Genomic DNA, 19,782 nt, shown 5'->3' with positions numbered 1-19,782 from the left:
CGACGTCTGACGGCGGGGTGGGGGCACTTCGCACCCCACCCCGCCGTCAGACCGTCCACTCGGGCAACAACCCGCAGTAGGTTCACGACACAATGACAATCGCCGATTCCGTCCCGACGCAGCAGCGGATCGTACGATTCTCGCGCGTGCTGTGGGCGATCGGCATCCTCGCCATCACCGCCATCGTCACATCGACCACCTTCACGTACATGCTCGGCGACGCTATGCGCGTGAACACCTATGCATGGATGCAGACGGAACCGCGTGTGGCAGCAGAAACCGACGCGTCAATGTACGCAGGGAGCGGCGCGATGCTCGTCCCCCTGCCGGAGAGTCTGGTCTCCCGCAGTCCCCTCATCGTCACTGCGGACGAAGAGGTCGACTATCTGCGCTTCTACGTCACCGGACCATCGCCCGCGGCAGAACCCGGCGCGGCGCATGCCGCCGGCTTTGTGGACGCCTACCGACGAACCACCGTGCTGATGATGGCTCCCGACTCGCTGCTGTGGACCGCGGGCCAGGGGAACTGGACATTGACCTTCGACCAGCTTGATCCGATACGCGTCGACGGTTCGTACAGCGGCAGCGGTTCGCAGTTCCTCATGTATGAGGGACCCGCCGCGAGCGCGACGGCGACCTCGGACGGCGACGGGACCTTCAATATCGAGGTCTTCAGCGACGAGGGCTACGAGTGGGTCGTGAACGACAGCGACTCCGTGCAGACCCGGTTCTCGTGGGATCCGAACCCTCGCATCGTCATGTGGGTACGCACCGAGCACTCCTCGACTCCGTGGACGATCGACTTCGACACACCAGCGGTCTCCAAGTAGGTCTCGTGACAGCTGTCCCTCCCCGTATCCGCATCTACTCGGCAGTCCTCTGGATCGTCGGCGCCGTGGTCATCGGGGCCATTGCGACGGCCACCGTCGTTTCCGCGCTGTCCGGCCCGCCGCGATGGCTCACGGACTTCCCCTGGGAGCAGGATTCCCCGGCCATCGCCGCGCAGAACGGGTCGACCTGGTCCGCGCCGGGGAACGCGATGATCGTCCTCCCCGACGAGCTCACCACCGGCAGCGCCATCGAGGTGCGCCGCACCTCCGGGCAGGGTGAGCTCCTCTTTCTCGGGCAAAGCCCCTCCGCCGAGGCGGCACGCGACGAGCTCCCACAGAGTCTCGGCATCCTGGATGCTGTGAACACCGACACCGCGACGTTCGCATCTCCCGGTACCGTGCTGTGGGTGCGCACCGACGGCCCGTGGACCCTCGTCATCGAGCCGCTGCAGGCCGAGACGGTCGACAGCGCCGTCTCGGGCACGGGAACCCGCTACGTGCGCTACGACGGACCGTCGAGCACGGCCACGTTCCGCCACGAGGGCGAAGGCACGATAACTGTCGAAGTACTCACCGCCGCCCAGCGGGAAGCGGCCGTCATCTCACTCGGCGTGATCGACCAGCAACTTACCTGGGCATCGTCGCCGGAGGTCGTCTTCCACATCATCGCCGAACCCGGAGCCGTCTGGAGTCTCTCCGTCGATGAGGGGACCCCCTGATGACCATATTTGCCGCTGCCGCTGCCGGCCCCGCGGCAGCGCGCATCCGTGGCTACAGCATGGCCCTCTGGGCGGTCGGCGTCCTTGCAATCGGCGCCATCATCGGCCTCACCGCCTTCTCCATCGCGCTCGCCGCCGGCGGCGACTCGGTCTACGCGTGGGAGTCGGACAGCCCGCTTGCGGCCACCACGACGGACGGGGGAACGACCTGGAGCGCCGAGGACTCCGCCTATATCGAGGTTCCGGCATCCCTCGGCGACGCTCCCCTCGTGATCACGTTGACGGCGGGCGGTCCGTATGCGACGGTGGGCCTCAGCGGACCGGGGGCGACGACGGCCGACGGCTACCCGCCGCTGGTCGCGGTATTGGCCATCGGCGAGGACGGCGTTCCCGTGGCAAGCACGCCCGGCAGCCGGCTGTGGGTGACATCCGAGCTCTCCTCCGGCGCTGAGGGTCCCTGGACGGTCACGCTCACCCCACTCCCGGTCACCGACCTCGACGACGGAGAAACTGCAGGCTCCGGCAACGTTGACCTGCGCTACAGCGGCTCCGCCACGACCGCGACGCTCACGCAGACCGGGACCGGACTACTGGCCGTCGAGGTCATCACCCCGACCACGGAGCCCGAGGTGCTCACCGCGGTAGATACATCCACACTCACGGTGGCGTGGTCACCGGGTGAGAGCGTGGTCCTGCGCATACGATCGGAGAGCACCACGGCATCGTGGACCGTCACGGTCGGCTCCGCTGCCGCCGGTGCCGGTGAGTAGGGGGAAGAGCATGGATGCCGCACGCATCGTCGTGACCGTCCGCGTCGACGGGACGATCGAGGCCGAGACGCAGGGGGTGACCGGCGCCGCGTGTCTCGACTACATCGCCCGACTCGAAGACCTCATTGACGCGGACACGGTCGCGTCGCGCTTCACCGAGGACTACCACGCAACCTCGACGACGACATCCGTTCACACCGCGACGACCGACGAGGTGAGCGCGTGAGCGTCTCACTGCTGCTCGTGCCCGCGGTGATCGCCGCTGTCGCAGGCTCCACCGCGGCCGGCGCTGCCGGCGCGATCGGCGCACTCGCCTCGAGTTCTGCCGCCCAGAGCGACCGCTCTCTCGTCGTCGCCACGCGCATGCGCGATCTGGGTCTGCTCAGCCAGGCCGTGGTCGACATCCACGGCACTGTCGCCGTCGCCGACGACGGGCACCTGTCGGCGATCGTCGGTGACCTGCGACTGGACATGACGCGTGGGGCAGACGGCATCTGGGCCGCCCACATCGACGCGGTCCGCAAGGTCGATGTCGAGGAGGCGAACACCCTCATGCTCGCCCTGGACCGCGCCTATCTCGCGCGCGTGCAGCAGGCCGTTGCCGAACGCATCCGGCAGAACGCGGATGCCGCCGGCTTCCACGTGATCTCGGACACGGTCGAGGCGGACGCCAGCGTGCGCCTCGTTCTGCAGGCAACCACCTCGGCAGGGGGATCATGAGCGCCGACTGGCGGCCCGCGGCGGCCCGCATCAGCGCCGCCCCGTCGATCGGATGGCTGGTGCTGATGAGCCTGTGGCTCCTGCCGATCCTCGGCGGATTCGGTCGGTTCACCTGGCTCGGGTTCGCGGTGATCGGCGCCCTCACCGTACGCACGTCTTGGATCGTCACCTCAGTCATCTATGCGCTCGCCGCTGCCGCGATCCCCTTCCTGCCGTGGAGCGAGGCCGTCACGTGGGGCTACCCCGCCCTGTGGATCGTCGGCATCATCCACGCGCTCATTGTCAGCCCCTCCTGGCTGCACGAGGCCTGGCGACGCAGACAGAACGGCCTCCCCTGGTTCCGCCCCACCCCGAGGGCATCCCGTCCCTCGCCACCCATGCCGACGCAACCGTCGGGCCCCCGCGCCGTGGATGCCGACGCGGGCGTCTTCGGCGTCAGTACCGCCGACTACCTGGCGCCCACGCCCGCCCCCGCAATCATGTCGGCAGCCGCCGCCACGGCGACACACTCGGGGCCGGTCCCGGCGGTGAGCACGCAGCTCGATCCGCAGACCGCCACGGTCGACGAGCTCGCTGCGCTGCCCTTCATGGGACAACCCCGCGCGCAGTACGTCGTGGCTCATCGCGCCGCGTACCCCGTGCGCACGCTCGATGAGCTAATCGCGCTCCTCGCCCTGCAGCCCCATGAGGCGGCCGCGATGCGCGGCTCGCTCACCTTCGCGTCGACGCCGGCCGTGACCCGACAGTCGCCCGCTGCCGGGGGAAGGATCTTGGATGTCTGAACCCCGCGCATTCCGTGACGAGCTCGCCCTTCTGCTGAAGGCGCGCTTCCCGCTGCTGTACGTCGAGTCCTACGAGGAGGGGCGGGTGCTCGCGGAGATCCGCGCGGTAGCCGCAGACCCGGAGCGCATCCGCACGCCGCGCCCGGTGTGGGTGTGGTCGACGACCTCGGGCCTGGTTGGGCCGGACGGCTCCGCGGTCGCCGCATCCACCGACCCGGGTCGCGCCCTCGATCATGTGGCTGGCCACGATGACCCCGCGGTGTTCGTCTTCTGCGACTTGCACGCCTCACTCGGCGCCGGTCAGCGTCCCGCAGACCCGGCCGTGGTGCGGCGCCTGCGCGAGACGGCCGCGCTGTTCCAGACGGGTGCCCTCGCACGGACGCTGGTCATCGTCGCCCCGGAGCTGTGCATTCCCACCGACCTCAGCAAGGACGTGACGATCGTCGATTTCGCGCTGCCGACTTCCGAGGAGATCCGCGACACGCTCGAGGCGATGATCGCAGCGAACACACAGAGCGGCCGCATCCGTGTTGACCTCGACGAACAGGGCCGCGAGCGGCTCGTCAGTGCGGCCCGCGGGCTGACCCTCCAAGAGGCCGAGAACGCGTTCGCCCGCGCCATCGTGCAGGACGGGAGCCTCAGCGCCGACGACGTGCGGATCGTCACCGATGAGAAGCGCCAGACCATCCGCAAGTCCGGGGTTCTCGAATACGTTTCGGCGGACCTCGACTTGGACGATGTCGGCGGCCTGCAGAATCTGAAGCGCTGGCTCACGAAGCGGAACAACTCATGGCTGGCCGAGGCTTCGGTATGGGGCCTGCCGGCCCCGCGAGGGGTGCTCATCACCGGTGTGCCTGGCTGTGGCAAGTCACTGACCGCGAAAGCCATCGCTGCCGCCTGGCAGCTTCCCCTGCTGCGGCTGGACGTGGGACGCGTCTTCTCGGGTTTGGTTGGTTCCAGCGAGCAGAACATGCGCACCGCCCTACGCGCGGCAGAGGCGATCGCGCCCTGCGTGCTCTGGATCGATGAGATCGAGAAGGGGTTCTCCGGCGCGGGAGGCGGCAATGACTCCGGCACCTCGAGCCGCGTGTTCGGCTCATTCCTCAGTTGGATGCAGGACAAAACCGCGCCCGTCTTCGTCATCGCGACAGCCAACAACATCGATGCACTCCCACCGGAGTTCTTGCGCAAGGGTCGCTTCGACGAGATCTTCTTCGTCGATCTTCCCACCGACCCAGAGCGCCGCCAGATCTGGCAGGTACACCTCGCAAAAGCCCTGAGCCGGCCCGCCGTAGCGGGGGCCATCACCCTCGACGAGCCCACCCTCGCTTCCCTCGCCGATGCGAGTGAGGGATATTCGGGAGCCGAGATCGAACAGGCCGTCGTCGCTGCGCTCTTCGACGCCTACGGCGAGCAGCGACCCCTCATCGCGCCCGATCTTCTCCGTGCGGTGGCGACCATGGTTCCCCTCAGCATCACGATGGCACCCCAGATCGCGGGCATCCGTTCGTGGGCGAGCGTTCGCGCCGTTGCCGCGACAGCGTCCGAAGACAGGGCAGGCTACGCACCGTCGAGTTCGGATGCCGAGGCAGACGCCACATCCGGAGAAGCCCGTGGGGGTCGACTCGTTGACTTCTGACGTCGTGCGGGTGGCGCGCATCGTGCCGCGCACGATCGTGGAGGGCCCCGGCGAGCGCTTCGCGATCTGGGTGCAGGGTTGCTCGATCCGGTGCCCAGGATGCTTCAATCCCCAGTTCTGGGGTGCCCGCGGGGGAACCGAGCAGACCGTGCACGATCTGCTCGACGCGGTACCCGTGGATGTCGAGGGCGTGACGCTGCTCGGTGGAGAGCCGTTCGAGCAGCCAGGCGCCCTGGGCGTCTTCGCCGAGCAGGTTCGCGCCCGCGGCCAGAGCGTCATGACCTTCAGCGGCTATACCGTGGCCCAGTTGCAGTCCCGCGCCCGGACCGACGCGGCTGTGGCGCGGCTGCTTGCAGCGACAGACCTCCTCGTGGACGGCCCCTTCGACCGGAACCAGATCGACCGAGAACGACCGTGGGTGGGTTCGCGTAACCAAGGATTCCACGCGTTGTCGTCTCGCTACGACGCTCTGGTGAACCGCTGGCACGAGTCTCCCGATCTACTCGAGGTTCGCGTCCAGCCCAACGGCCAGGTCGAGATCAACGGGTGGGCTGAGACCCGCGACATTGAGGATCTACTTCACGGCCTGCGGCTGAACGGCCGGATTGGCACGCCGACCGGCAGGACCGCTAATGTCCTGTCCTAAGAGCGGAGTGCCGCTGCACCGCTCTTCATCACCCGGGGGGACAAGATGACCGGCGCTCCACCTGCGGTACTCGTCGCGTTCGACACGGCCAGTACGCCCGATCGAATATCGGGAGCCGCGCACATCAGCGCCAGTCGCGTCACAAGCCGGCGCTGGGCGCTCCTTCCGAGCCCGTCCACGCCAAACCACACGCGGTTCGCCGTGTCGCTCAACGGGCACACAATCGGTGAAATCGGCGTCCGGTGCCGAGTTGCCGGCGCACGGTGGTCGGCGCTGGTGGAGGTGTCCGGCGACATGTCCGACCCCGAGGTCAGCTCGGGAGTAGGCGCATTCGCGGCGGCATTCGCTGACGTCGTGCGTGCCACCGATCCATCCCTGCGTCAGATCGCCGGACCACCCAGCAGTACCCATCCTCTACCCCCGCCCCCGCCACCCCTGCCGGGGCCTCCTGCGACCGCTGCGCCTGCACAGCGACTGCCCTCGTTCCCGCCGCCTCCTCCGCCGCCTCCTCCGCCGCCTCCCCCTCCCCAACCGAATGTCGCGCAGGCCTTCGCAGCGATACCGGCGCCACCGCCGCCACCGGCGCCGGCCGCGCCACTCCCACAGCATCAGGTAGCTCCGGCGTTCGCTCCGCCGCCAGCTGCGATACCGACGCCGCGACCAGCGGCGTGGGCGCCCTCGCCTCCTCCTCCCACTTCTCGTGACTCCGCCGAAGCCGAAGCCGAAGCCGAAGCCGAAGCCGAAGCCGAAGCAACGGTGCTCACACCACGCTCGCGGGCCGCTCGCGCTCCGTCCTGGACGCTGACGCTTCCCGATGGCACGACATTCGCCGTCACCGGCGCAACGGTCATCGGACGACGCCCCACGCCCCCGGCTCTGCACGCCGATGCGGCCACGCTCGCGCTCCCAGACCCGCAGAAGATGCTGTCCAAGACACACGCACTCATCGAGGTCGAAGCGGATGCGATCTGGGTCACCGACCTCGACTCCACGAACGGCACCGACATCATTTCCGGCGACGGCACCGCGATCACCATCGCGCCACGTGAGCGATGCCGCGTGCTGTCCGGCCAGACCGTGTCGTTCGGGGAGCTGCCTGTTCGGGTCGACAGGCCGTGAAGCCGTGCGCCCTGGATGACGGGGAGAAGTCCCCATCGCGTACCCCGAGACCTGGCTGGAATGATCACCCTGACACATCCCTACGAGGATCGGAGCCCCGGTGACCGACGTATATCGCGAGATCCAGGACCCTGCCACGACGCCCGAGCGGCTTGCAGAGATCGTCGCTACTCACCCAGAGCTGGCGCCCTGGGTACTCCAACACCCAAACTGCTATGACGCACTGCGGGAGTGGATCGCCGCCTATGCGACGCCCCCAGCCGGGCCTGCCACGGCAGCTGGCGACGTCTTCTCCACGACGGCGTCCAGCGACCCGTTCGCGCGAGCCATCGAGCCTCCCCTTTTGTCGCGCCCCGCAACACCGTTCGGGTCTGCGTCCGGCACGCAACCGGCGCGGTCTCGCGGACCCTTCTTCCGCCGCCGCGGCATCCTTATCGGAGGATCCATCGGGATCGCTGCAATCATGCTCGTCGGAATCGGTGGTGCTTGGTGGGCGATCTCGGGACTGACCCGGGGTGCGTCGAGCCCTGAAGGAGCCGTTGCCCGCCTGCTCTCGGGCGTTGAAAACGTCGACCCGCTCTCGGTCGCCACATCCCTCGCGCCAAGCGAGTTCGGCGGGTTTGTCGAACCACTCCAGCGTCTGGCCTCCGCGGCCCCCGGCGAGGATGGCGGAGCTGACATGGCACAGTTGCTGGCTGATGTGCGTGCGTCTGCGGAGCTGAGCTCCACAGCGATGGCATACGAGACTGAGCAACTCGCGGACGGGGTCGTGCGCGTCTCGTGGACGGACGGTGAGATGCGCCTGTCCGGTGATGAGAGGGAGCTCGCGCGATCGGTGACAGCCCTCTACGAGCCTCTGCTTCGAGCGCAACAGTCCGCGATCTACGGCTACTCGGACGCCGAGATTGACGAAGCGATCGACGCCATGGTCGATGGCTGGTCATCGAACGTCGACCTGGATCAGAGCTGGGATGCGCGCGACGCTGCGGATTGGTACGGAGCGGGGCCGATCTCACTCGTCGCCGTCGATGAGGGCAACGGCTGGTACATCAGCCCACTGCTCAGCTTCTATGATCTGCAGTGGCGGCAGTCCGAGGAACAGGGCTACGTCGATTCCCGCGATCTGGGGGACGCGATCATCGAGGCCGAGGTGTTCGAGACTCCTGAGGTTGCGGCCGAGGAGCTTACCGCCGCGCTGGAATCCGGACGCATCGAACGGGTCGCGGCGACGTTGCCCCTGGCTGAGCGGCGCGTTCTGTCCCTGTACGGCGACGTCGTCAACCTTGATTACGTCGTCAACGAATACTCCCCGAGCGTCGAGACAGCTGATTTCTCGGCGACGACGAGCGGTGACCGCGCCCGATTGAGCATCGAAGAGCTCCTCGTCGACTTCACCGAGTGGTCCAACGGATACGAACTCCACGATCGGTATGACATCGGGGACATCTGTGCGAACTGGAGCGATGAATACGTCGATTCCAGCTATTCGTCCTGGTGGGACGAATACACATACTGGACCGACCAGCGCACGGGGAGCTTCTGCCTCGATGACCCCGCATGGACCGACAGACTCGGCGCGGGCGATGTCGATCTCATCGCCGTGCGCGAGGGCGGTGGGTGGCTCGTCAGCCCCATCGCGACGATCGCCGACGCAGCCTCCATCGCGGTCGATAGCTTCATTCCGTACTACGAGTCCGGCGCTCTCGACGAACTCTTCCGCTGACGCATCCTGGAAAGACGCACACCAGATGACCTACCCTGCACCCGAGCAGCCCTCCTCTGCCGCCGCGTATCAGGGGCAGTACGTCCCCTATCCCGCCGCACCGGTCACACGAGGACCATCGCCTCTTTCGTCGATCCCAGTCTCGGACTGGGTGCGCGATGCAGCAGCCGTCGCCCTCTTGCTCGTCTCCCTCGCGCTGCCCTGGTCTCTCTCGTTCTCAACCGACGGGCTCCTGGGTGACTCGTTCACCTCGACAGCGGCGACGAGGGTCGATGTGCTGCTGATCACGATCCTTTCGGTCCTGTCGGTCGCCGTCACCGTCCTCGCGCGAGCCGGTGCACTCGGGACAGGGCTCACCCCGGGCCGAACCGCCGCCCTCCGTGCTGCACTGAACGCGCCGTACGCCATCCTCGTGGTCGTCTATATGGTTCTTGACGCCGTTGGCGCCGGAGAGGTTGCCGAATACCTCGGCGTCGGTTCCGGACTCGGCGCGGCTGTCACAGTCGGCTTGGCCGGGGCACTCTTCGCTGCGACACCGCGGCTGCACGAGATCCGCGATCCGCTCAGCGGCGGGCGCCTCGCGCGCGGCGGCGTCGTAGGCACATTCGCCGTCCTGGCTGTCATGGCACTCACGATGCTCGTAGGGTTCATCCTGCTCCTGCTCGCGATGCCGTGGCAGGCGATTTCGGGCTGGGACGCCGCTGCCGCGATCGTCGTCCTCATCCTCCAGGATGTCGCGCTCGCGCTACCCGCAGTCCTCGTCCTTCGACGCTCCCCGACGGCACCTCGAATCGCAGGCTCGGTCGGGATCGCCGTGGTCGCTGGGATCATCATTTCGGCGCTGACGGGCTTCGAGCTCGGCGGTACCCTCAGCTCGCTGCACGGCGGCGGGTACATCCTCGTGTGGTTCGGCGCCTACGCTGCGTTGCTGACGAGCCCCGCACTGCTCGCATCGATGACCGCGCTCCCGTCCCTGAATACTTGGTTCCTCACGGCGAGACAGGCGCTCGTCACGCTCACAACCGTCTCGACGATTCTGGCAGTGTTCGCGGTGATCGCGCTCGTGACCGATCCGTCGAGTGCGATCGGCTTTTCCGTGGGCACCCTGCTCTCTCAGGTGCTTGCCGTAGGCGTCGCGCTTGTCGCGCGGATTCAGCTTGTCGGCGCACCTCAGACGTCGCGCACGATCGTTCTGTCTCTCATGGCGGGAGCTGCTGTCGGAGAGATCGTCGCGCTCATTCTGAGCGCGACCTCCCCCCGCTACAGTGGCCTCGCCCTCGAGCCGGTGCTTTATCTCGCTCTGCTGGGACTGCCCGCGGTGGTCACCTACGCCCTGGTGGCGCCGCGAGAGGTTCGAGAGTATTTCGGTACGTTTGCCCCGCCTGCCGCACCGACGGCGTACCAGTACGACGCCGACCAATACCGTGTCGCTGCGCCGACTGCTCCTGCTCCGCCAGCGACAGATGCAGCCGCTCCCGCCAGCTCCGCGGATTACGCTGCGCGCGCCGCTGACCCGCTGACACCTGCAGAAGAGCTCTACCAGTACACGTCGGACCCGTCACTCTGGCCGTCGCTGGCCGCCAACCCCGCTCTCTACCCAGAGCTCGTGACCTGGCTTGCCAGCACCGGCGATCCCCACGTCCTTGCCGTCCTGCGGTCCCGCGGCGCGATCTAGGCTTCTCGCGCCGAGCCGCCGCCGGCGTAACCGCCGCCCGTAGCGGTTACGATCGAAGGCTATGCCCGCGCCAGAACCCGTCATCCTCTACCCGCCGGAGCTGCCCGTCAGCGCCGCCCGGGATGAGATCGCGCGCGCCATCGAAGACCACCAGGTCGTGATCGTGGCGGGGGCGACAGGCTCGGGCAAGACGACCCAGCTTCCAAAGATCTGCTTGGAGCTCGGTCGCGGTCGTATCGCTCACACGCAGCCGCGGCGGATCGCGGCGCGCTCAATCGCCGAGCGCATAGCCAGCGAACTCGAGGTGCCCCTCGGCGGCGCGGTCGGCTATCGGGTGCGGTTCACTGATGCCGTGAGCGACGACACGCGCATCACGCTGATGACCGACGGCATCCTGCTCAACGAGATCCACCGTGACCGACTGCTGCGCCGCTATGACACGATCATCATCGACGAGGCGCACGAGCGATCGCTGAACATCGACTTCTTGCTCGGGTACCTCCGCCGCATTCTGCCGAAGCGCCCCGATCTGAAGGTCATCGTGACCTCGGCGACGATCGATCCCGAGAGCTTTGCGCGGCACTTCTCACCGCGACCCGAGGATCCCGAGTCGGCTGCCCCGATCGTGGAGGTGTCGGGGCGCACGTACCCAGTGGAGGTCCGATATCGACCCCACGACGAGAACGCCAACGACGACATCGACGGCCTCGTCGCGGCGCTGCGAGAACTCGACCGCGAGGAGCGCGGCGATGTGTTGGTGTTTCTCCCCGGCGAGTCCGAGATCCGAGACGCGATGGATGCCGTTCGCGGCATGTATGCCCAGGATGCCGCGCCGACCGAGGTACTTCCCCTCTACGGGCGCCTGAGCGCTGCCGAACAGCACCGGGTGTTCGAGCCGTCGACCCGCGCGGGAGTGCGCCGCCGCGTCATCCTCGCCACGAACGTGGCCGAAACCAGCCTGACCGTTCCCGGCATCCGGTACGTCATCGATACCGGCACGGCGCGCATCTCACGGTACTCGGCACGATCCAAGATCCAGCGGCTGCCGATCGAGGCGATCTCGCAGGCCTCGGCGCAGCAGCGCTCGGGCCGCGCGGGGCGCACGGCGCCGGGTATCGCCATTCGGCTCTACGCCGAGGACGACTTCACCTCTCGCCCCGAGTTCACCGAACCCGAGGTGCTGCGCACCAATCTCGCCGCCGTCGTGCTGCAGATGATGGCACTCGGGATGGGAGATGTCACGGCCTTCCCGTTCCTCACTCCCCCGGACTCTCGCGGGGTCAAGGCTGCCATGGATCTGCTCGTCGAACTCCGCGCGGTCTCGGGTGGCAGGCTCACGAAGATCGGCCGGGAGCTTGCCCGGCTCCCCATCGATCCGCGGTTGGCCCGAATGCTCATCGAAGCGCGAGAGCGGGATGTGCTGCCGAGCGTCCTGGCGATCGTGGCCGGACTGTCCATTCAGGATGTTCGCGAGCGCCCCGAGGAGCAGCGCGAGCAGGCCGACCGCCTCCATGCGCGGTTCACCGACCCGACGAGCGATTTTCTCTCGCTCCTGGGTCTGTGGAACTACCTGCACGAGAAGCAGGCGGAGCTCGGCTCGAGCGCGTTTCGACGGATGTGCCGGGCCGAGTTCCTCAACTACGTGCGCGTGCGCGAATGGGTGGATGTGCACCGGCAACTCGCGGATCTCCTGGGCGCGCGGCGCGCGAAGACGAGGGTCGACGCCGACCCGGATGCCGTCCATCGCGCGATCCTGTCAGGGCTGCTCTCGCAGATCGGCATCCGCGATGACCGAACGACGACGGCCGCAACCAAGGGCGCAGCTCCCGGCAAGCCTCGCCGCCCGACCGCCGAATACCGCGGAGCCCGCGGCGCGCGCTTCGCAATCTTCCCGGGCTCGGGGCTTCGCAAGAAGAGTCCGGATGCCGTCATGGCGGCAGAGCTCGTCGAGACCTCGCGCCTTTTCGCCCGCACCGTCGCAGCGATCGACCCCGCCTGGGCCGAGGAACTCGCCGGCGACCTCGCCCACCGCCAGCTGGGCGAGCCGCACTGGTCACGCTCGGCTGGCGCGGCATCCGCGTACGAGAAGGTCACCCTGTTCGGGGTGGAGATCATCCCCAAGCGGCGCGTGCAACTTGCCCGGTTCGACAGGCCGCTCGCCCGCGAACTCTTCATCCGCCACGCGCTCGTCCAGGGCGAGTGGGATGCCGCGAACCTCGACAAACGCCTCACCGCTTTTGACCGACGCAACGCGGATCTGAGACGACGTCTGGAAAAGCTCGAGGAGCGCGAGCGTCGTCGCGACATCCTGGCCGGTGACGAGGCGGTGTTCGCGTTCTACGACGCACGGATTCCGCGTGACGTGTTCGACGTCCGCTCATTCGAGTCGTGGTGGCAAGAGACCTCGAACCGCACTCCGCGCCTGCTCGACATGGGCGAATCCGACCTTGCCGAGGGCGCCGCGGCAGCGCGCAGCGATGAGTATCCCTCACGGTGGACGCAGGGCGATCAGGTGCTCTCGCTCAGCTACCGCTTCGAACCGGGCGCCCCCGACGATGGGGTCAATGCTGTGGTGCCGGTGGCCCTCCTCGCGGGGCTTCGGGACACTGGATTCGACTGGCAGGTGCCGGGACTGCGCGACGAGCTGATCGCCGCGCTCATCCGGGCACTGCCCAAGGCCATTCGCCGTCACGTCGTGCCTGCTGCCGACTGGGCAGCGCGATTCTCGGCGGATCTCGCCGGCGAGGGACCGGAGGATCACGGCGGACTCCCGCCGACGACCCTTCGGGCAGCGCTCGCGGGGCGGATCCAGCGCGAGGCCCACCATCCTGTCACGGCAGACGATTTCGACCTCGAGCGCGTACCTCCCCACCTCGGGATCTCGTTCCGGGTGGTCGATCAGCGAGGACGCACGCTCGGCTCCGGGCGCGACCTCACCCGCCTGCAGCAGGAGTTGGCCGGGGCTGCCCGGGGTGCCGTGGCATCCTCCCTCTCCGCCCCGAAACGCCCGCCCGCACCCGCCCAGCGTGTATCGAAGCCGGATGCCGACACCGCGGTATTCACGGAAGTCTCGGGGCTCACCGACTGGACGATCTCAGAACTCCCCGCCGTCGTCGACACGCGCGTTGCCGGCGGCGTCGTGCGCGGGTACCCCGCCCTCGTCGATGAGGGAGACAGCGTTGCGTTGCGGATCGACGCGACTCCGGAGACCGCCACACGAGCCACTCGGGCCGGTCTTCGTCGCCTGCTCCTGCTGGCGGTCCCTTCCCCCGCCACCTACGTGCTCGACCACCTCACCGCTGCCGAGAAGCTGGCGCTTGCCGCATCCCCGTACTCGTCGGCGCGCGCCCTCGTGGAGGACTGCCGGGTCGCCGTGGCTGATGCGATCCTCGCCCGCTTTGCCGATCCGATCCGCACCCGCCCACAATTCGAGGCAGCGCGGGATGCGTTCTCGGCTGAGGTGACCGACGCGCTCTTCTCGGCCGTGTCGCTGACCGCCCGCATCCTCACCGCGGCGCGCGAGGTCGAGCGGGGCCTACGAAACCTCAACGCCATGACACTGCTCGCAGCACTCACGGATGTTCGGGGACAGCTGTCGGGGCTGATCTATCCCGGCTTCGTGTCGGCGGTCGGGCTGGAGCGTCTCGCGCACTATCCGCGATATCTCGCGGCCCTGGTCACACGCACCGGCGGCCTCGCCGACAACCCCGGTCGGGATCGCCAGCGCCTGACGGAGTACGAGCGCGCCGCGGCGATCTATCGGGATGCCGGCGGCACGATTCCGCTCGCCGCTGACGCTCCCGTGACGCTCGTGCACGGTCGCTGGCTGCTCGAGGAGTACCGCGTAAGCCTGTTCGCTCAGACCCTGGGAACTGCCGAGCCGGTTTCGCTGCAGCGGTTGACGAAGGCCTTGGCCGGCGCCTGATTGTGCGCCCTGTCCCCGGCGTCACACAGCGACACACAACGCGGGCTGTGGCGACACCGCATGCCACCATGGAAATGTGACCACCCCTGTGCCCGATCCCACCGCGTCGTTCGCGACCGCCCAGGTTCAGGCAGGGTACGTGCCGGGTGTCGCGCAGAACACCGCCGTCGTGCCGATCTACCAGTCCAACGGATACGAGTTCCCCTCCCTCGCCCATGCGCGCGACGTCTTCGCGCTGCGGAGCCTCGGGAATGTCTACAGCCGCAACGCGAACCCCACCCAGGCGGTCTTCGAACAGCGCATCGCTGCCCTCGAGGGTGGGCGCGCAGCTGTCGCCGTCGCCTCCGGGCAAGCAGCAGCGGCGGCGGCGATTCTCGCGCTGGCCTCGGCCGGCGACCACGTGGTAGCTGCCCGCCAGCTCTACGGCGGCACCGTCGATCTGCTCTCCGACTCGCTCGGGAGTCTCGGAATCGAGGTCACCTACGTCGATCAGGACGACACGGATGCCTGGCGCGATGCGGTTCGCCCGAGCACGCGAGCCTTCTTCGCCGAGACGATCACCAATCCGCTGGCGACCGTGCTCGACATCCGTGCCGTTGCCGATATCGCCCACGCCGCGGGCGTGCCACTGGTCGTCGACAACACCGTCGCCTCGCCGTACCTCGTGCGCCCGGGCGAGCACGGTGCGGACATCGTCATCCACTCCGCCACGAAGTACATCGGCGGGCACGGCGTTGCACTCGGTGGTGTCGTGGTTGATATCGGATCGTTCGACTTCGGTGCCGATCCCGAGCGCTGGCCGCAGTTCACGACGCCCTACCCTCGGTTCGGGGACCTCGTGCTGTGGGACAGGTTCGGCGAGCAGGGACTTGCTCTGGTCATCTACATCAAGACCCGGTTCGTCCACGATTTCGGAACGACCCTGCCCGCCTGGTCGTCGTTCCAGCTGCTCCAGGGGCTCGAGACCCTCGACCTGCGGATGCAGCGCCACTCCGCGAGCGCACTCGCTGTCGCGCGGTTCCTCGAGCAGCATCCTGCCATCGAGAAGGTGTGGCACCCGGGACTCGCGTCGAGCCCGTGGCACGCTACGGCCCAGCGCTACCTGCCGCGTGGGGCCTCGTCGGTGTTCTCGTTCGATCTCGCCGGCACCGGGGATGCGGATGCCGACGACCAACGCGTCGAGAAGGTCATCGACGCTCTGCGTGTCATCCGACTGGTCGCCAACATCGGCGACGCCCGCAGCATGGTGAACCACCCGGCATCCATGACGCACCTGCACCTGAACGCAGAGCAGCTGCGCGAGGCCGGTATCTCACCGCGGACGATCCGCCTCTCGATCGGGCTCGAAGACGAAGCCGATCTCATCGCGGATCTCGCGCAGGCGCTGGCCTGACCGAGCTGGGCTACGACGCCTGGATGAGAGCGCGGTAGAAGCCGATTCCGCGTAACCAGACCTCGACCCGGATCCGCTCGTTGTGCGAGTGCAGCGCGTCTCGCTCGGCCCGGGTCAGGTGGAACGGCGTGAACCGATAGACGTGGTCGCTGATCGCCGTGAACCAGCGGCTGTCACTTGCGCCGAGCTGCACGTAGGGCGTCGGCACGATTTCGCCGCCGAGGGTGGAGACGACGGCGCTTGCGATCCGCCGCCACGGTTCTCCTCGCCACGGCGAGACCGGCGACGGGTTGGAGGCGTGCCGGATCTCAAGCTCGACCTTCTCGTCGGCCACCGCCCGGCGAACGTGTGCTGTCGCGCTCTCGATGGTGTCGCCGGTGAGGAGGCGGATGTTGACGGACGCCTTCGCGGTCGTTGCCAGGACGTTTTCGCCGGGTGCGCCGCTGAGTTCTGTCACGACCGCGGTGGTGCGCACCATCGCGTTGGTCTCGGGTCCGCCGAGCGTGAAAGCGCCGGCAAGCAGCGGACCGGTGATCTCACCGCGGCGGAAGAGGGTCCGCAGCGGCTCGGGGGTGTGGGGCGAAAGCGTTGCGAGCATGGCGCGCACGGGCGGTGCGAGCCGCGTTGGGAACGGTTTGCGCCGCAGCCGGTCGATTGCCCGCGCCAACCGCGCCGTGGCAGGCATCGCCGGCGGCGTGGATGCGTGGCCGCCCTGCTCACGGACGGTCATGACGAGGGTCATGACCCCGCGTTCGGCGACACCGATCATCGCCGTGGGCACCTCGACGCCGGGGATGATGCCCTCGACGACGGCGCCGCCCTCGTCGAGCACGAGTCCCGGATGGATGCCGCGCTCTTCCAGATGGGCGACGACCCCCCGCGCCCCGTCTCCCGCCGTCTCCTCGTTGTGCCCGAACGACAGGTAGATGTCCCGTGCCGGGGTGAAGCCTTCGGAGACGAGGGTCTCGACGGCTTCGAAGATCGCGACGAGAGACCCTTTGTCGTCGATGGCCCCGCGGGCGTGGAGCTCGGCATCCTCACCCTCGCCGACGACCTCCGCCCCGAACGGCGGGTGCTGCCACTCCGCCTCAACGACAGGCACGACATCCATGTGGGCCATGAGGACGAGCGGATCCTCGGATGACGCACCCGGCCACCGGTAGAGCAGGGAGTGGCGGGCGATCACGTCACGCTCGAGGCGCTCATGCGTCTTCGGGTAGAGGCGCTCCAGCGCACGGTGGAACTCGTCGAACACCGACGCATCCATCCGCGACTCGTCGGCGTACGACACGGTGGGGATAGCCAGGAGTTCTCGGAAGCGATCCAACGGAGTGCTCATGCTTCGAGGCTACTCGCGGCACTGCACGGGCGGGCTACGCTCGAAGCATGACTGCACTGCGATGGGGAATCCTGGCCACCGGCGGTATCGCGCACGCCTTCACGAGCGACCTGCGAACTGCCGGACTGACCGTCTCGGCGGTGGGCTCTCGTCGCGCGGACGCCTCGCGGGCCTTTGCCGATCAGTTCGACATACCGCACGCGCACGGTTCCTACGAGGACCTCGTCGCCGATCCCGATGTCGACATCGTCTACATCGCGACGCCGCATCCGATGCACGCCGACAACGCTGTGCTCGCGCTCGAAGCCGGCAAGCACGTGCTGATCGAGAAGCCGTTCACGCTGACCGGCCCCGAGGCCGAGCGGGTGCGCGATGTCGCTCGTACTCAGGGGCTGCTTGCGATGGAAGCGATGTGGACCCGGTATCTCCCGCACATGGTGCGGATCCGCGAGATCATCGCCGCAGGGACGCTGGGTGAGATCCGCACCGTTTTCGCCGATCACACTCAGCGGATCTCGTCCGACCCGGGCCACCGTCTGAACGCTCTCGAACTCGGCGGCGGATCGCTCCTGGACCTCGGGATCTACCCGGTCTCGTTCGCGTGGGATGTGCTCGGCAAGCCCGAGACGGTGATCGCTCGCGGCCGTCTCGCTGACACCGGTGCGGATGCCGAGGTCGCGACAATCTTCACCCACGCCGGTGGCGCGGTCTCAACCTCGATCTCGACCTCGCGGGCCGTGGGCCCCAATACCGCTCATGTGCTGGGCACTGACGCGCGGATCGACATCGATCGCGTGTGGTATTCGCCGACGTCGTTCCGCGTCGTCGCACCCGACGGCGAGGTTCTCGAGGAGTATCAGAGCGAGGTGGAGGGCCGGGGCATGCAGTATCAGGCGCTTGCCGCCGAGCGTCTGATCGCGGAGGGAAAGACCGACAGCGACCTGCTCCCGCTGGACGAGTCGGTAGCCATCATGCACGTCCTCGACGAGCTGCGCGCGCAGCTCGGCGTGCGTTACCCCAGCGAATAAGCCCGCTCAGGCGGGTTCGTCTCGGGCGGGTCCGCTCAGGCGGCGACCGAGTCCGCCCGGAAGACGGGAAGCCGGCGCTCCGGTGCAACGGTGTACTGACGACCGCTCGGAGAGATCCACAGCAGCGACCCGTCTCCGGTCTGGATGACGCGCCACCCACCATGGTGCTTGACCGTATGGTGCCCCTGACAGAGCGGGGCGGTATTCACGACCGAGGTCTCTCCGCCGTGTTCCCACGCGAGCGAGTGATCGATCTGACATCGGGAGGCGGGGATCCCGCACCCCGGTGCCATGCATCTATCGGCGCGCCACTTCGTGAGCGCCACCATGTCTGGCGGGGGTCGGTATCGGGTTCTGCCGACGGAAAGGACAACACCGGTCTCGGGGTGGGTCAGCACCCGGATCCACCCCGTCGCGGCCCCGGCAAGTTCCCGCGCCTTCTCGATCGGGATCGGACCGACACCCTCCACAACCGCAGGGTCGTGGGCGCCACCGCCATCCGCACCAAGCAGGGCGAGCGCGGGCACCGTCACGACAACCGTCGGGCGGATACCCTGCACGTCCTTCGGGTGAGCCGGAACAATGCCGTCGAGCAGGAGATCGCACAAGATGTCGGCGCGGATCTCGTCGAGCGTGCGGTCATCGGGCTGAGAGCCGCAGCCTTCGCCTCCGACGTGCGCGGCGAGCAACGCCTTGCCCTTTGCTGTTATCCGACCGTGGATGGCGTGAGCTTCGACCGTGGGCACCAGCGCATGCACCCACGACATCCCGTCGGCCTCCGGCTCGACGAAGACCCGCCGGCGTCGGATGGCGTGCTCGTGCCGAACCGTCAGCGTCGGTGCCAGTTCCTTATCGATGAGGCGTCGGAGTGCCCGGCGGAACGGACCGACCGCGAGGGACTCGGCAAGCTCTCGCGCATTCTCGACGAGCCGTGCCGCAACCTCCAGTTCGAGGGGAGCAAGCTCATCAACAATGATCATGGCGTGCCGCTCGGTCATCCCGGCGCGAGACAGCGACTCCCAAACTGTCGGGTACCGGTGCACGAGAGCCTCGGCCCGGTACATCAGCATGCCCGCCTGGTTCTCGGTGATCCGGAGGGCTGCGGCGAGCTCAAGCCGCACCGAGCGCTCGATCAGCTCCCGCGAGCCCCCGCCGTATCGCGTGACGTCATCGAGCGCCTCGAGACGCAGCTGGTCGATGCGCGCCAGCCGCTCCGCCGCGAACACTGCCTCCATCGTCGCAACTTCCAGCACGAGCGCCACGGCGTCGGGCCGCGCCGGCACCCAGCCCAGCTCCTCGTCGGAGTCGCAGAAGTCACCTTCACGAACGAAGCAGTCATCGGGGTCGACGGTGTGCGAGTCAGCCCAGGACGCGGCATCCATGCCCAGGGCCCTCTCGCCCGGGTCGGTGATGCCGAAATCGTCCATACCCCGACACTACGAGGGGGTTCCGACATTGCTCCTCGGCGCGAGGT

Annotated in this window: 16 protein-coding genes; 14 read left to right on the top strand and 2 right to left on the bottom strand. The window is 68.0% G+C overall.

Annotation, left to right across the window (positions count from 1 at the left end; translation table 11 throughout):
- The first annotated feature begins 92 nt into the window (after window positions 1–92).
- From ACQVDU_RS00715 to ACQVDU_RS00655, 13 genes are all read left to right on the top strand, one after another.
- The gene (locus tag ACQVDU_RS00715; protein WP_443476042.1) at window positions 93–830 is read left to right on the top strand and encodes a hypothetical protein; all 738 of its coding nucleotides are present in this window, start codon (window positions 93–95) and stop codon (window positions 828–830) included.
- A gap of 5 nt (window positions 831–835) precedes the next feature.
- Entirely contained in the window at window positions 836–1,549 is a 714-nt protein-coding gene (locus tag ACQVDU_RS00710) for a hypothetical protein (RefSeq protein WP_443476041.1), read from the top strand.
- The gene (locus ACQVDU_RS00705; protein WP_443476040.1) at window positions 1,549–2,319 is read left to right on the top strand and encodes a hypothetical protein; all 771 of its coding nucleotides are present in this window, start codon (window positions 1,549–1,551) and stop codon (window positions 2,317–2,319) included. The genes ACQVDU_RS00710 and ACQVDU_RS00705 overlap by 1 nt, the downstream gene beginning before the upstream one ends.
- Before the next feature lie 10 nt (window positions 2,320–2,329).
- Window positions 2,330–2,545, top strand: a complete 216-nt coding sequence (locus tag ACQVDU_RS00700) for a DUF2997 domain-containing protein (protein ID WP_443476039.1) — start codon at window positions 2,330–2,332, stop codon at window positions 2,543–2,545.
- On the top strand, window positions 2,542–3,039 hold the full coding sequence (locus ACQVDU_RS00695) for a hypothetical protein (protein ID WP_443476038.1): 498 nt from the start codon (window positions 2,542–2,544) through the stop codon (window positions 3,037–3,039). Before ACQVDU_RS00700 ends, ACQVDU_RS00695 begins: the two co-directional genes overlap by 4 nt.
- Entirely contained in the window at window positions 3,036–3,821 is a 786-nt protein-coding gene (locus ACQVDU_RS00690; protein ID WP_443476037.1) for a hypothetical protein, read from the top strand. The genes ACQVDU_RS00695 and ACQVDU_RS00690 overlap by 4 nt, the downstream gene beginning before the upstream one ends.
- A complete protein-coding gene (locus ACQVDU_RS00685; protein WP_443476036.1) occupies window positions 3,814–5,460 on the top strand; it encodes an AAA family ATPase in 1,647 nt (548 codons plus the stop codon). Before ACQVDU_RS00690 ends, ACQVDU_RS00685 begins: the two co-directional genes overlap by 8 nt.
- Window positions 5,450–6,106, top strand: coding sequence for a 4Fe-4S single cluster domain-containing protein (locus tag ACQVDU_RS00680; RefSeq protein WP_443476035.1), 657 nt, complete (start codon window positions 5,450–5,452; stop codon window positions 6,104–6,106). The genes ACQVDU_RS00685 and ACQVDU_RS00680 overlap by 11 nt, the downstream gene beginning before the upstream one ends.
- A 756-nt stretch (window positions 6,107–6,862) precedes the next feature.
- The gene (locus tag ACQVDU_RS00675; protein ID WP_300590404.1) at window positions 6,863–7,225 is read left to right on the top strand and encodes an FHA domain-containing protein; all 363 of its coding nucleotides are present in this window, start codon (window positions 6,863–6,865) and stop codon (window positions 7,223–7,225) included.
- 100 nt (window positions 7,226–7,325) lie between these two features.
- Window positions 7,326–8,948, top strand: a complete 1,623-nt coding sequence (locus tag ACQVDU_RS00670; protein ID WP_300590405.1) for a variant leucine-rich repeat-containing protein — start codon at window positions 7,326–7,328, stop codon at window positions 8,946–8,948.
- 25 nt (window positions 8,949–8,973) lie between these two features.
- Window positions 8,974–10,623, top strand: a complete 1,650-nt coding sequence (locus tag ACQVDU_RS00665; RefSeq protein WP_443476034.1) for a DUF7937 domain-containing protein — start codon at window positions 8,974–8,976, stop codon at window positions 10,621–10,623.
- Between the two features lie 61 nt (window positions 10,624–10,684).
- Complete coding sequence (hrpA, locus tag ACQVDU_RS00660) at window positions 10,685–14,548, top strand: ATP-dependent RNA helicase HrpA (protein WP_443476033.1); 3,864 nt, start codon at window positions 10,685–10,687, stop codon at window positions 14,546–14,548.
- A 76-nt stretch (window positions 14,549–14,624) separates the two neighbouring features.
- Window positions 14,625–15,941 (top strand): O-acetylhomoserine aminocarboxypropyltransferase/cysteine synthase family protein, encoded by a 1,317-nt coding sequence (locus tag ACQVDU_RS00655; RefSeq protein ID WP_443476032.1) that lies wholly within the window; start codon window positions 14,625–14,627, stop codon window positions 15,939–15,941.
- A 10-nt stretch (window positions 15,942–15,951) separates the two neighbouring features.
- Here the strand turns inward: ACQVDU_RS00655 and ACQVDU_RS00650 are convergent, their stop codons facing one another.
- Window positions 15,952–17,280 (bottom strand): M20/M25/M40 family metallo-hydrolase, encoded by a 1,329-nt coding sequence (locus ACQVDU_RS00650; protein ID WP_443476031.1) that lies wholly within the window; start codon window positions 17,278–17,280, stop codon window positions 15,952–15,954.
- A gap of 47 nt (window positions 17,281–17,327) precedes the next feature.
- On the opposite strand from ACQVDU_RS00650, the gene ACQVDU_RS00645 reads away from it, so the two are divergent.
- A complete protein-coding gene (locus ACQVDU_RS00645) occupies window positions 17,328–18,308 on the top strand; it encodes a Gfo/Idh/MocA family protein (RefSeq protein ID WP_443476030.1) in 981 nt (326 codons plus the stop codon).
- A 35-nt stretch (window positions 18,309–18,343) separates the two neighbouring features.
- On the opposite strand, the gene ACQVDU_RS00640 is transcribed toward ACQVDU_RS00645, so the two are convergent.
- Window positions 18,344–19,735 carry a DUF222 domain-containing protein gene (locus ACQVDU_RS00640; protein WP_443476029.1) on the bottom strand — a complete coding sequence of 464 codons (1,392 nt, stop codon included), beginning with the start codon at window positions 19,733–19,735 and terminating at the stop codon, window positions 18,344–18,346.
- Window positions 19,736–19,782 lie beyond the last annotated feature (47 nt).

The sequence above is a fragment of the Microbacterium sp. F2 genome (genome assembly GCF_052274505.1).
Lineage (GTDB): Bacteria > Actinomycetota > Actinomycetes > Actinomycetales > Microbacteriaceae > Microbacterium.
Note: the sequence above shows the minus strand (reverse complement) of the source record. Positions and strands in the feature narration are given on the sequence as shown.